Raw genomic sequence first — 13,615 nt, forward strand, 5'->3', positions numbered from 1 at the left:
ATATAGCTAATAAATGATAGAAAAGAAAACTGTTTGTCAGATTGTAGAAGAATGGCTGGAAGGAAAAGACTACTTTTTAGTAGAGGTAACCGTCAGCCCGGATGACAAAATTGTGGTCGAAATAGACCATGCAGAAGGTGTTTGGATTGAAGATTGTGTGGAGCTTAGCCGCTACATAGAGTCGAAACTGAACCGTGAAGAGGAAGATTATGAACTGGAAGTTGGGTCGGCCGGTATCGGACAACCCTTCAAAGTGCTGCAACAGTATTATATCCACATCGGACAAGAGGTGGAAGTATTGACTACGGACGGACGAAAACTGGCCGGTATACTGAAAGATGCCGACGAAGAGAAGTTTACGGTAACCGTGCAAAAGAAAGTAAAACTAGAGGGAGCCAAACGTCCGAAACTGGTAGAAGAGGACGAACCCTTCACTTATGAGCAAATAAAATATACTAAATACTTAATTAGCTTTAAATAGTTATGGCCAAAAAAGAAGAAACAATCAGCTTGATTGATACATTTTCGGAATTTAAGGAACTGAAAAATATCGATAGAACGACGATGGTTAGCGTACTCGAAGAGTCGTTCCGTAGCGTAATCGCGAAAATGTTTGGCACCGATGAAAATTACGATGTGATCGTGAACCCGGACAAGGGGGACTTCGAGATCTGGCGTAACCGTGAAGTTGTGGCCGATGAAGATTTGACTAACCCGAATATGCAGATTTCGTTGAGCGAAGCACAGAAGATCGATGCTTCCTACGAAGAAGGTGAAGAGGTGACTGACGAAGTGATCTTTGCCAAATTCGGACGTCGTGCTATCCTGAATCTCCGCCAGACATTGGCTTCCAAAATTCTGGAACTTGAGAAAGACAGTATTTATAATAAATATATAGATAAGGTAGGTACAATCATCAACGCAGAAGTGTATCAGATCTGGAAGAAAGAAATGTTACTCTTAGATGATGAAGGAAACGAGTTGCTATTGCCTAAGACCGAACAGATCCCGAGTGATTTCTATCGCAAAGGTGAAACGGCCCGTGCAGTAGTTGCCCGCGTGGATAACAAGAATAATAATCCTAAGATTATCTTGTCACGTACTTCTCCCGTTTTCCTGCAACGTTTGTTCGAGATGGAAGTACCCGAAATTAATGATGGTTTGATTACCATCAAGAAGATTGCCCGTATCCCTGGCGAACGTGCCAAGATTGCGGTAGAATCTTACGATGACAGAATCGACCCTGTAGGAGCCTGTGTAGGTGTAAAGGGAAGTCGTATTCATGGCATTGTTCGTGAACTTCGCAATGAGAACATCGATGTAATCAATTACACATCGAACATCTCATTGTTTATACAGCGCGCTTTAAGCCCGGCCAAGATTTCTTCTATCCGTCTGAATGAGGAAGAGAAGAAAGCAGAGGTTTTCCTCAAACCGGAAGAAGTTTCGCTGGCTATCGGTAAAGGCGGTTTGAATATCAAACTGGCCAGTATGTTAACTGAGTACACTATCGACGTGTTCCGTGAGTTGGATGAGAGTGTAGCGGATGAAGATATCTATCTTGATGAGTTCAGAGACGAAATCGACGGATGGGTAATCGACGCCATCAAGGCTATCGGCATCGATACAGCGAAGGCTGTGTTGAATGCTCCTCGTGAGATGTTGATTGAAAAGACGGACTTGGAAGAAGAGACAGTGGACGAGGTAATACGCATTTTGAAATCGGAGTTTGAAGAAGAAGAACCTTCCATTGAGAATAAAGATTGAAATTGAAGAGTAAAAGTGGCGATGCAATATAATGCTGCAGACTTTTATTTTTTAGTTTTCAATTCTCAATTTTCAATTTAACAAGCTCCATTTATTCATTAATTTTAAAATATGACGATAAGGTTAAACAAAGTTACAAGAGATTTGAACGTAGGAATCGCGACGGTAGTTGAGTTCCTGCAAAAGAAAGGGCATACCGTAGAGGCTAATCCTAATACAAAAATTAGCGAGGAGCAATACGCTATACTCGTAAAAGAGTTTAGTACAGATAAGAACCTTAGACTTGAATCGGAGCGTTTCATACAGGAACGTCAGAATAAGGAACGTAATAAGGCGTCTGTTTCGATTGAAGGCTTCGAAAAGCAGCCGGAGAAACAGAAGTCGGAAGATGTGATTAAGACAGTCGTACCTGAGGATGCACGTCCGAAGTTTAAACCTGTCGGAAAAATTGATTTGGATAAACTGAATGGTCGTAAAACTGAAAAGGTGGAGAAAGAGCCGGAACAGAAACAAGAAGTACCTGTTGTAGAACGGCCCGTCGTTAAACCCGAAGTAAAAAAGGAGCTCGAGAAGGGAGAATCCGAGGTGAAGAAAGAAGAGGTGGTGACACCTCCTGTTTCTGTAGTAGATCCTACTCCAGTGGTAGCTGAGCCCGTAGTAATGCCGGAACCTGTAGTGGAGACGAAGCCGGTAGAAGTTGAAAAAGTAGTAGAAGAAGTGAAAAAAGAAGAGCCGAAGGTAGTAGAAACTGTACCTGTGAAGGCGGAAGAACATAAAGAAGAAAAAAAGGTGGAAACCGCACAGGCTGAAGTAACCCCGGTAGCCGAAAAAGCACCGGAGGATGATGGCGTTTTCAAAATCCGTCAACCGGAATTAGGCGCGAAGATCAATGTGATCGGTCAGATCGACTTGGCTGCATTGAACCAGTCTACTCGTCCGAAGAAGAAATCGAAGGAGGAGAAGCGTCGCGAACGTGAAGAGAAAGAGAAGATCCGTCAGGACCAGAAGAAATTGATGAAGGAAGCCATCATCAAAGAGATCCGTAAGGATGATTCTAAGTTGGTGAAGAACGGTTCAAAAGAGAACGCAGATGCTGCTAAGAAAAAACGTAACCGTATCAACAAAGAAAAGGTAGACGTTAATAATGTTGCGACTTCCAACTTTGCTGCACCGAGACCTAATATACAAGGTAAAGGCGGTAATGGCAATAACAACGGCCAGGGCGGACAAGGAAATAATAACAGAAGAAATAACAACAATAATAAGGAGCGCTTCAAGAAGCCGGTTATCAAACAGGAAGTGAGCGAGGAAGACGTAGCAAAACAGGTAAAAGAAACTCTTGCGCGTCTGACAACCAAAGGTAAGAACAAGGCGTCCAAATACCGTAAAGAAAAACGTGAAATGGCTTCCAACCGTATGCAGGAACTGGAAGATCAGGAAATGGCAGACAGCAAGGTATTGAAGTTGACCGAGTTCGTTACGGCTAACGAATTGGCAACGATGATGGATATATCTGTTAATCAGGTTATCGGTACTTGTATGAGTATTGGTATCATGGTTTCCATCAACCAGCGTCTGGATGCGGAAACAATCAATCTGGTGGCAGAAGAGTTCGGATTCAAGACAGAATATGTAAGTGCAGAAGTGGCACAAGCTATCGTTGAAGAAGAAGATGCTCCGGAAGATTTGCAACCGCGCGCTCCGATTGTTACAGTGATGGGACACGTTGACCACGGTAAGACATCTTTGCTCGACTATATCCGTAAGGCGAATGTAATTGCCGGTGAGGCCGGAGGTATTACACAACATATTGGTGCATACAATGTGAAACTGGAAGACGGACGCCGCATTACGTTCCTTGATACTCCGGGTCACGAAGCGTTTACCGCTATGCGTGCACGTGGTGCGAAAGTAACGGATATAGCCATCATTATCGTGGCTGCCGATGATAATGTGATGCCGCAGACGAAAGAAGCGATCAATCACGCGGTGGCTGCCGGTGTACCTATTGTGTTTGCAATCAATAAGGTAGATAAACCGACGGCAAATCCGGATAAAATTAAAGAAGAACTGGCTGCCATGAATTTCCTTGTTGAAGAATGGGGAGGTAAATATCAGTCGCAAGATATCTCTGCCAAGAAAGGTATAGGTGTGGAAGATTTGCTGGAAAAAGTATTGCTCGAAGCGGAAATGCTTGAACTGAAAGCAAACCCGAACCGGAATGCTACGGGGTCTATCATCGAATCTTCATTGGATAAGGGACGTGGATATGTAGCTACTGTATTGGTATCTAACGGTACTCTGAAAGTGGGAGACATCATACTGGCAGGAACTAGTTACGGACGTGTGAAGGCTATGTTCAACGAGCGTAACCAACGTATCAAGGAAGCAGGACCTTCCGAACCGGCTTTGGTATTGGGATTGAACGGTGCACCTGCTGCAGGTGATACATTCCACGTGGTTGAAACCGATCAGGAAGCTCGTGAAATCACCAACAAACGTGAGCAGTTGGCTCGTGAACAGGGCTTGCGTACACAGAAGATCCTTACGTTGGATGAGTTGGGCCGTCGTATTGCTTTGGGTAACTTCCAGGAATTGAATATCATCGTTAAGGGTGACGTGGACGGTTCTGTTGAGGCATTGAGCGACTCGTTGATCAAATTGTCTACGGAACAAATCCAGGTAAATGTCATCCATAAGGGTGTGGGAGCAATTTCCGAATCGGATGTTTCTCTGGCTGCCGCTTCGGATGCGATTATCGTCGGATTCCAGGTACGTCCTTCAGGTGCTGCCGCTAAAATGGCTGAACAGGAAGGTGTCGACATCCGTAAGTACTCTGTCATCTACGATGCAATCGAAGAGGTGAAGTCTGCTATGGAAGGTATGTTGGCTCCGGAATTGAAGGAACAAATCACGGCAACTATCGAAATCCGCGAAGTATTCAACATCACGAAGGTGGGTTTGGTAGCCGGTGCAATGGTGAAGACCGGAAAGGTGAAACGAAGCGACAAGGCTCGTTTGATCCGCGATGGTATTGTAATCTTTACCGGAAACATCAACGCATTGAAACGCTTCAAGGACGATGTGAAGGAAGTCGGTACAAACTTCGAGTGTGGTATCAGTCTGGTGAACTGCAACGACATGAAGGTAGGCGATATGATCGAGACATTCGAAGAAATAGAAGTGAAACAGACTTTATGATTTATGAGTTATGATTTATGAATTATAAGGGTATAAGGCCATTCGTGAAGTAATGGTTGAAACAATAGATGGGTGGTAATGTGGTACTATTTTATATGGGACACCACCTTACCACTTTATTGTTTTATCACCTGACAGAAATATAAATCATAGATCATAAATCATAAATCACAGGAACATAAATTATAAATCACAAATCATAAATCACAACGTGGCAACGATTGATATCATTATCCTGATTGTAATAGGTGCCGGAGCGGTGGTAGGCTTTGTAAAAGGCTTTATCCGTCAGTTGGCTTCTATTTTGGGGTTAATAGTCGGGCTGCTGGCGGCGAAAGCTTTGTATGTCTCTTTGGCGGCGAAACTTTGCCCGACAGTGACGGATTCGATGACAGTTGCGCAGGTGTTGGCTTTTATCATGATCTGGATTGCCGTGCCGTTGATCTTTGTACTGATAGCTTCGTTATTGACAAAAGCAATGCAGGCGATCTCGCTGAACTGGCTGAACCGCTGGTTAGGAAGTGGACTGGGAGCACTTAAGTTTCTGTTGTTAACAAGTGTAGTGATCGGAGCGATAGAGTTTGTAGATAGCGATAATAAGTTAATTAGTGCAACAAAAAAGGAAGAATCTTTGTTATATTATCCGATGGAAACGTTTGCGGGGATTTTTTTTCCTGCTGCGAAGAATATGACGCAACAATATATATTAGAGAATAAAGATGCAACAAGAAGAACCCAATAAAATGAAACCCAATCAGAAAGACGAACTCGAAAAGAAGACTGTTAATGAGTTTGTCCGGAAATTTGCGGAGGAGAAATATAAATACGGCTTCACCACAGAGGTGCATACAGACATCATTGAGCGTGGGCTTAATGAAGATGTCATTCGTCTGATTTCATCGAAGAAAGACGAACCGGAGTGGTTACTGGAGTTTCGCTTGAAAGCGTATCGCCACTGGCTGACGCTGGAGATGCCGACTTGGGCACATCTCCGTATCCCTGAAATTGACTATCAGGCGATTTCTTATTATGCCGATCCGACGAAGAAGAAAGAAGGACCGAAGAGCATGGAGGAAGTCGATCCTGAATTGATAAAGACGTTTAATAAGCTGGGTATTCCTTTGGAGGAACAGATGGCTCTTAGCGGAATGGCGGTGGATGCCGTTATGGACTCCGTTTCCGTAAAGACAACTTTCAAGGAAACGTTGATGGAGAAAGGGATTATCTTCTGCTCGTTCAGTGAAGCCGTGCGGGAACATCCCGATTTGGTGAAGAAATATATGGGCTCGGTGGTAGGTTACCGGGATAATTTCTTTGCCGCATTGAACTCCGCTGTCTTTTCCGACGGCTCTTTTGTGTATATTCCGAAAGGAGTACGTTGTCCGATGGAACTTTCCACTTATTTCCGTATCAATGCCCGTAACACGGGGCAGTTTGAACGTACGCTAATTGTGGCGGACGACGATTCGTATGTTTCTTATCTGGAAGGATGTACGGCGCCGATGCGGGATGAAAATCAGTTGCATGCCGCTATCGTTGAGATAATCGTGCACGACCGTGCAGAGGTAAAATATAGCACTGTTCAGAACTGGTATCCGGGCGATGCAGAAGGTAAGGGCGGTGTATACAACTTTGTGACTAAACGCGGTAACTGCAAGGGAGTGGATAGTAAATTATCCTGGACACAAGTGGAAACCGGTTCGGCAATCACTTGGAAATACCCTTCCTGTATTCTGACGGGCGATAACTCGACCGCTGAATTCTATTCCGTAGCTGTAACGAACAACTGTCAGCAGGCTGATACCGGAACGAAAATGATCCATCTGGGCAAGAACACCCGCAGTACGATTGTAAGTAAAGGAATTTCCGCCGGACATAGTGAGAACTCCTATCGTGGGTTGGTACGTGTGGCGGAGAAAGCGGATAATGCCCGTAATTATAGCCAGTGTGATTCTCTCTTGTTGGGAGATAAATGCGGTGCGCATACTTTCCCTTATATGGATATTCACAATGAAACGGCAGTGGTGGAACATGAAGCCACAACGAGCAAGATCAGTGAAGACCAGATATTCTATTGCAACCAGCGCGGTATTCCGACAGAAGACGCTATCGGACTTATTGTGAACGGATATGCAAAAGAAGTATTGAATAAACTTCCGATGGAATTTGCGGTAGAAGCACAGAAGCTGCTTACTATCTCGTTGGAAGGAAGTGTGGGGTGATTTACTAGTTGGCAATTTACGATTTACTATTTGGCTGCGCGCTTATGGTGGTAAATTGTCGGTAGTATGGGGCTTTAATAGTAAATAGTAAATGGAAAAATAGTACATATAATCATGTTAGAAATAAAAGACCTGCATGCCAGCATTAATGGCAAAGAGATATTGAAGGGTATTAACCTGACGGTGAATCCCGGTGAGGTGCACGCTATTATGGGGCCGAATGGCTCCGGTAAAAGTACGCTTTCTTCCGTATTGGTGGGAAATCCGGCTTTTGAGGTAACAAAAGGTTCGGTCACGTTTTATGGAAAGAACCTGTTGGAGTTGAGTCCTGAAGATCGTAGCCATGAAGGAATCTTTCTTAGTTTCCAGTATCCGGTAGAGATTCCGGGTGTGAGCATGGTCAACTTTATGCGTGCTGCTGTGAATGAGCAACGCAAATATAAAGGTCTGCCTGCGCTGACAGCCAGTGAGTTTCTGAAACTGATGCGTGAGAAACGTGCGGTAGTAGAGCTGGATAATAAGTTGGCTAACCGCTCGGTGAATGAAGGCTTTTCGGGTGGTGAAAAGAAACGGAATGAGATCTTCCAGATGGCTATGTTGGAACCGCGGTTGAGCATCCTTGATGAGACAGACTCCGGTTTGGATATTGATGCGCTCCGTATTGTTGCGGAGGGAGTGAACAAACTGAAAACTCCTGAAACAAGCACGATCGTTATTACTCACTACCAACGTTTGCTCGATTATATCAAACCTGATATTGTGCATGTCCTTTATAAAGGTCGTATCGTAAAAACAGCCGGACCGGAACTTGCGCTGGAACTGGAAGAAAAAGGATATGATTGGATCAAGAAAGAAGTAGGAGAATAACAAATAATAAGTTATGATAGTTGAACAACAATATATAGACCTCTTCTCACAGACGGAAGCAATGATCTGCAAGCATAGCGTCGAAGTGCTAAATGTGCCTCGTGCAGCTGCATTTGCCGATTTTGAGCGGCTCGGATTTCCGACCCGTAAGATGGAGAAGTACAAATATACGGATGTGAGCAAGTATTTTGAACCGGATTATGGTTTAAACTTGAATCGTCTGGCTATTCCAGTCAATCCGTATGAAGTGTTTAAGTGCGATGTGCCGAATATGAGTACCGCCCTCTATTTTGTGGTAAATGACGCATTTTATAATAGAGTACTTCCTAAAGTCAATCTGCCGGAGGGTGTGATTTTCGGCAGCCTGAAAGAAGTGGCGGGGCAGCATCCGGAATTGGTGAAGAAGTATTACGGTCAGTTGGCAGATACTTCCAAAGATGGGGTGACTGCTTTCAATACCGCTTTTGCGCAAGACGGTGTTGTATTTTATGTGCCGAAGAATGTAGTGGTAGAAAAACCGATCCAGCTGGTAAATATCCTACGTGCAGATGTCAACTTCATGGTGAACCGTCGTGTACTGATCATCTTGGAGGATGGCGCGCAAGCCCGTCTGCTGATTTGTGACCATGCAATGGATAACGTGAACTTCCTGGCAACACAAGTGATTGAAGTATTTGCAGGTGAGAACACGGTATTCGATATGTATGAATTGGAAGAAACACATACAAGCACCGTTCGTATCAGCAACCTGTATGTAAAGCAGGAGGCAAACAGCAATGTATTGTTGAATGGAATGACTTTGCATAATGGTACTACCCGCAACACCACTGAAGTATTGTTGGCAGGAGAAGGAGCCGAGATAAACCTCTGTGGCATGGCAATTGCCGATAAGAACCAGCATGTAGACAATCATACAAGCATTGACCATGCCGTACCGAACTGCACCAGCAATGAACTGTTCAAGTACGTACTCGACGATCAGTCGGTAGGTGCGTTTGCCGGACTGGTACTGGTGCGTCCCGATGCGCAACATACGAACTCCCAGCAGACTAACCGGAATCTTTGTGCTACGCGTGATGCAAGAATGTACACACAACCCCAATTGGAGATTTACGCGGATGATGTGAAATGTTCGCATGGAGCAACGGTAGGCCAGTTGGATGAGGGGGCATTATTCTATATGCGTTCACGAGGTATTGCGGAGAAAGAAGCCCGTTTGTTATTGATGTTCGCATTTGTCAATGAAGTGATTGATACCATCCGTTTGGAGGCACTGAAAGACCGCCTGCATCTATTGGTAGAGAAACGTTTCCGTGGCGAGCTGAACAGATGTCAGGGCTGTGCCATTTGTAAGTAACCACTAATAATTAATAAACGTGGATATTCAAAAGATACGTGAGGATTTTCCGATATTGAACCGTACGGTTTACGGTAAACCTTTGGTTTATTTCGACAACGGTGCGACGACGCAGAAACCCCGTTTGGTAGTTGATGCGTTGGTGGATGAATATTACTCTGTCAATGCCAATGTGCATCGTGGTGTGCATTATCTTTCGCAACAAGCTACGGAATTGCATGAGGCTTCCCGTGAAACGGTGCGTCAGTTTATCAATGCTCGTAGCACGAACGAAGTTGTCTTCACCCGCGGAACGACGGAAAGCATCAACCTGCTTGTTTCCAGTTTTGGCGACGAATTTATGGAAGAGGGGGATGAAGTGATTCTTTCCGTGATGGAACATCACAGTAACATCGTTCCCTGGCAACTGTTGGCTGCCCGCAAAGGAATTGCCATCAAAGTGATTCCAATGAATGACAAAGGTGAACTCTTGTTGGATGAATACGAAAAACTATTTTCCGAACGAACGAAAATAGTCAGTGTGGTTCATGTTTCGAATGTGCTGGGTACGGTAAATCCGGTGAAAGAAATGATTGCAACGGCTCATGCGCACGGCGTACCTTGTTTGATAGACGCTGCACAGTCTATCCCTCACATGAAAGTGGACGTACAGGAGTTGGATGCCGATTTTTTGGTGTTCTCTGCCCATAAAATATACGGTCCGACAGGTGTCGGAGTGCTTTATGGAAAAGAAGAGTGGTTAGACCGCCTTCCGCCTTATCAGGGAGGAGGGGAGATGATTCAGCATGTCTCTTTTGAGAAGACCACTTTCAACGAACTTCCTTTCAAGTTTGAAGCCGGTACGCCCGACTACGTTGGAACTACCGGACTGGCAAAAGCCCTTGATTACGTGAATGGATATGGACTTGAGCAGATAGCCGCCCATGAGCATGAACTGACAACTTACGCTTTGCAACGGCTGAAAGAGATTCCCCGGATGCGTATATTCGGTGAAGCAGCCGAACGGGGGGCGGTCATCTCCTTCCTGGTAGGAGATATTCATCATTTCGACCTCGGAACGTTGTTGGATCGTTTGGGTATTGCTGTGAGGACGGGACATCATTGTGCACAACCTCTCATGCAACGTCTCGGTATAGAAGGAACTGTACGGGCTTCGTTTGCCATGTACAATACGAAATCGGAAATAGATACATTGGTGGCGGGAATTGAACGCGTCAGCAAGATGTTCTAACAATATAAGCTGCTATTCCTGTGGAATGGCGGCTTTTTTTATTCTTTAACTAAAAAAGATGCCTTTAAGTGCAGTGATTTGAGCTTTGGTGCGTCTAATAGGTAAAGTAACAAAATATTCATAGAATATTAGGAGGGTCGTGAGACCATGCTCATATTATATAAATTCTCTCTCTTTAACATCAATCGCAGCTATATCGTAAGAAATTACGGTGTAGCTGCAACTTTTTTAGGGGGACTTGCGTCTAACTAAATACATATAACTAATAAAGAAAAAACTATGCTGATGACAACCACTCCCATCATTGAGGGAAAACGAATAGTGAAATATTATGGAATAGTTTCTGGAGAGACAATCATAGGTGCCAATGTATTCCGCGACTTGTTTGCAAGTATTCGGGATATTGTGGGTGGTCGTTCCGGTTCTTATGAAGAAGTGCTGCGTATGGCAAAAGATACAGCGTTGAAGGAAATGGAGGCACAAGCAGCTCAAATGGGAGCTAATGCCGTGATAGGTGTTGATTTGGATTATGAGACAGTTGGAGGTAGTGGCAGTATGCTGATGGTGACTGCTAACGGCACAGCCGTAAAGATTGAAGAGGATTAATTGATTATTGTTTTTTTTACTACAGAGAACACGGAAGACGCAGCGCATATACTTTGTTTAGTATCAATGGTATAAAACGCTGTGTCCTCCGTACTTCTGTGGTGAATATTATTCGGCAGTCAGCTCAATCACACGGCTGAAAGCCTGATTGGTAGTGAAAGCATTGATTCCCACTTTCATCAGATAATCTCCTGAATAAGTCTTCTCATTGGCAGCAAGATTCGATTTAGAGTTCGGCATCAAGTTGATTTCTTTCACCTTATACATTTTCCTCGCATCCAGTCCCTGAAGTTTAATCGGGAGCAGCTTCTCGCTGAAACGTGGGTGGATATCGTAGGTATAAAGCACTGCTTTGTTCTTATCCGGTGCGGCGTACATGACAGACATGTGATTACCATCGTATGGAGAAACCAGTCTGTACTGCTCACCATCCAGAATCACTTTCTTCAGACGTGTCCAGTTGGCAACTGCGTTTTGGCAAAAAGTCTGTTCGTCCGCATTCAGTTCTTTCAGTCCGAGGTCGAAGCCCAGTTTACACATACTTGCTACATCGGTACGGAATTTCACGCTTGTCTTTTTGTTCCAGCTGGTTACGTGGGCATCCATTGCTTTTGCAGGGAAAATCTGTGAGAATCCCCATTGGATAAACAGGCGCTCTATCGGGTCTGTATTATCGCTGCACCAGAATTCTGTGAAGTATTTCAATGCCTCGTAGTCGCAACGGGCGCCACCGCCGGAGCAAAGCATCATCGGTACGTTCGGATATTTGTCTTTGATACGTTCCAATACATTATATATACCACGTATGTGGTCGATATAAAGTTGTCCTTGTTTATTCTTCAAATAGGGAGAATAAATATTGGTGATGGGAGAGTTACAGTCCCATTTAAAGAAAGCCACTTCCGGGTTCGCTGTCAGGATGTTATCCACTACGCCAAACACAAAATCCTGTACTTTCGGATTGCTAAGGTCAAGCACCAGTTGGTTACGGTAATAGTATGTTTCGCGGTTGGGCAGAGTGATAGCCCAGTCAGGATGCTTCTCGAACAATTCACTTTTGGGGTTTATCATCTCCGGTTCGATCCAGATACCGAATTTTACTCCGGCTTCTTTGGCAGACTTCACGAGTGCGGGAATACCGCCCGGCAGTTTGGATTTCATCACTTCCCAGTCACCCAGTCCGGCATTGTCGCTGTTGCGCGGATGCTTGTTGCCGAACCAGCCATCATCCAACAAGAACATGTCTACACCGAGATGTTTGGCTTCTTTCATCAGTTCGGCAAGCAGTTTCTCATCGAATTTGAAGTACGTATTTTCCCAGTTGTTCAATAAAGTCATGCGGTCGCCTTGTCCGTCTTTCAGTTGGTAGTTGCGTGCCCATGCGTGGAGGTTGCGGCTGGCTTCGCCCGTACCGTTGTTGCTGAAAGTAAAGATGAATTCGGGAGTGGTAAATACTTCGTTCGGTTTTAGCTCATAATCAGATGCATACGGGTTGATGGCGGGGATAACGCGGAGATTGCCTACGTTGTCCACTTCAAAGGTAAACTGGAAGTTGCCTGTCCATCCGATCGTCCCTAGCATGGCACGTCCTTGTGTTTCCTGTGCCGGTTGTTCAAAACCAAGTTCGAAGAACGGGTGGGTATGCATGGCGGCACGGCTTCCCAGTTTGGTGTCGATCACCTTTTTGCCGAACAATAGAGGTTGTGTGCTCATTTGTGCTTCTTTAGCCCAGTCGCTGCTGAATTCAGTCAGATAATACTCGTTTCCCGAGAAATAAAGCATGGTCGAAGCATAACGCCAGATGGTGACAGGCTTCTTTTCAGCATGTTTGATTTCACTCCACGTCTTGATGACGTTTTCTTTCGGATAAGCGATGTAATGCAGCGTGACTTCCACCGGGTACTGATCGTCTTTTAGTTGGATAGTCGTTTTCGTGCCGCCTGCCACTGCTTTTTGCTCGGAAGATACATAACGGAGAATCGTGCTTGGGTTTCCGTCATTGTGTGTGATTGCTACAGCCGGTTCAAAATAATCCTCGGCGCCGGAGCCCGGATATACTTCCCATCCACGGGTAGATACGCTTCCGTCACTTCCACCTCTCACGTATGGAGAAAAGTTGTAGATGTCTTTCTCGTTCAGTAACTTATCGCCCAGATAAGCCTGATAAAGTCGTCCGTTGGGAGCTACTTGGAGAATTAAGTCGGTGTTGTCCGTTGCGATGCGGATGACGTTCTTTTCCTGGGCGTTCACTTGTGCCAGGGTAAACAATGCCGTAAGTAATACGAAAAGTTTCTTCATGTTTTTTTTAAAATTAATTAGGTATTAGTTAGTTTGTGGGCATATAATGCCACAAAGATAATTATA

General features: G+C 44.7%; 10 protein-coding genes. 9 read left to right on the forward strand and 1 reads right to left on the reverse strand.

The features are described from left to right. Positions 1–13: 13 nt before the first annotated feature. From rimP to A4V03_RS19855, 9 genes are all read left to right on the forward strand, one after another. The gene (gene rimP, locus A4V03_RS19815) at positions 14–481 is read left to right on the forward strand and encodes a ribosome assembly cofactor RimP (protein ID WP_065540092.1); all 468 of its coding nucleotides are present in this window, start codon (positions 14–16) and stop codon (positions 479–481) included. Between the two features lie 2 nt (positions 482–483). Further along, on the forward strand, positions 484–1,767 hold the full coding sequence (gene nusA, locus A4V03_RS19820) for a transcription termination factor NusA (protein ID WP_065540093.1): 1,284 nt from the start codon (positions 484–486) through the stop codon (positions 1,765–1,767). A gap of 111 nt (positions 1,768–1,878) precedes the next feature. Continuing rightward, a complete protein-coding gene (gene infB, locus A4V03_RS19825) occupies positions 1,879–4,968 on the forward strand; it encodes a translation initiation factor IF-2 (RefSeq protein ID WP_065540094.1) in 3,090 nt (1,029 codons plus the stop codon). Between the two features lie 211 nt (positions 4,969–5,179). Beyond that, positions 5,180–5,710 carry a CvpA family protein gene (locus tag A4V03_RS19830; RefSeq protein WP_065540095.1) on the forward strand — a complete coding sequence of 177 codons (531 nt, stop codon included), beginning with the start codon at positions 5,180–5,182 and terminating at the stop codon, positions 5,708–5,710. Then, positions 5,688–7,190, forward strand: coding sequence for a Fe-S cluster assembly protein SufB (gene sufB / locus A4V03_RS19835; RefSeq protein ID WP_369882192.1), 1,503 nt, complete (start codon positions 5,688–5,690; stop codon positions 7,188–7,190). Before A4V03_RS19830 ends, sufB begins: the two co-directional genes overlap by 23 nt. A 114-nt stretch (positions 7,191–7,304) precedes the next feature. Then, positions 7,305–8,057, forward strand: a complete 753-nt coding sequence (gene sufC, locus A4V03_RS19840; protein ID WP_004307398.1) for a Fe-S cluster assembly ATPase SufC — start codon at positions 7,305–7,307, stop codon at positions 8,055–8,057. Positions 8,058–8,070: 13 nt separating this feature from the next. Next, complete coding sequence (gene sufD, locus A4V03_RS19845; RefSeq protein ID WP_065540096.1) at positions 8,071–9,414, forward strand: Fe-S cluster assembly protein SufD; 1,344 nt, start codon at positions 8,071–8,073, stop codon at positions 9,412–9,414. A 19-nt stretch (positions 9,415–9,433) separates the two neighbouring features. Beyond that, positions 9,434–10,645 (forward strand): aminotransferase class V-fold PLP-dependent enzyme, encoded by a 1,212-nt coding sequence (locus A4V03_RS19850; RefSeq protein WP_065540097.1) that lies wholly within the window; start codon positions 9,434–9,436, stop codon positions 10,643–10,645. A 279-nt stretch (positions 10,646–10,924) separates the two neighbouring features. Continuing rightward, positions 10,925–11,251 carry a heavy metal-binding domain-containing protein gene (locus A4V03_RS19855; RefSeq protein ID WP_004315412.1) on the forward strand — a complete coding sequence of 109 codons (327 nt, stop codon included), beginning with the start codon at positions 10,925–10,927 and terminating at the stop codon, positions 11,249–11,251. A 108-nt stretch (positions 11,252–11,359) separates the two neighbouring features. Here A4V03_RS19855 and A4V03_RS19860 read toward each other — a convergent pair whose 3' ends face one another. Beyond that, the gene (locus tag A4V03_RS19860; RefSeq protein ID WP_065540098.1) at positions 11,360–13,549 is read right to left on the reverse strand and encodes an alpha-galactosidase; all 2,190 of its coding nucleotides are present in this window, start codon (positions 13,547–13,549) and stop codon (positions 11,360–11,362) included. Positions 13,550–13,615: the final 66 nt, after the last annotated feature.

Source organism: Bacteroides caecimuris (genome assembly GCF_001688725.2).
Lineage (GTDB): Bacteria > Bacteroidota > Bacteroidia > Bacteroidales > Bacteroidaceae > Bacteroides > Bacteroides caecimuris.

Excerpts from the sequence above, each read along its gene's own strand:
- infB (WP_065540094.1), top strand. The coding sequence starts at position 1,879 with ATGACGATAAGGTTAAACAAAGTTACAAGAGATTTGAACGTAGGAATC.
- A4V03_RS19855 (WP_004315412.1), top strand. The coding sequence starts at position 10,925 with ATGCTGATGACAACCACTCCCATCATTGAGGGAAAACGAATAGTGAAA.
- nusA (WP_065540093.1), top strand. The coding sequence starts at position 484 with ATGGCCAAAAAAGAAGAAACAATCAGCTTGATTGATACATTTTCGGAA.
- sufD (WP_065540096.1), top strand. The coding sequence starts at position 8,071 with ATGATAGTTGAACAACAATATATAGACCTCTTCTCACAGACGGAAGCA.
- sufB (WP_369882192.1), top strand. The coding sequence starts at position 5,688 with ATGCAACAAGAAGAACCCAATAAAATGAAACCCAATCAGAAAGACGAA.
- rimP (WP_065540092.1), top strand. The coding sequence starts at position 14 with ATGATAGAAAAGAAAACTGTTTGTCAGATTGTAGAAGAATGGCTGGAA.
- A4V03_RS19860 (WP_065540098.1), bottom strand. The coding sequence starts at position 13,549 with ATGAAGAAACTTTTCGTATTACTTACGGCATTGTTTACCCTGGCACAA.
- sufC (WP_004307398.1), top strand. The coding sequence starts at position 7,305 with ATGTTAGAAATAAAAGACCTGCATGCCAGCATTAATGGCAAAGAGATA.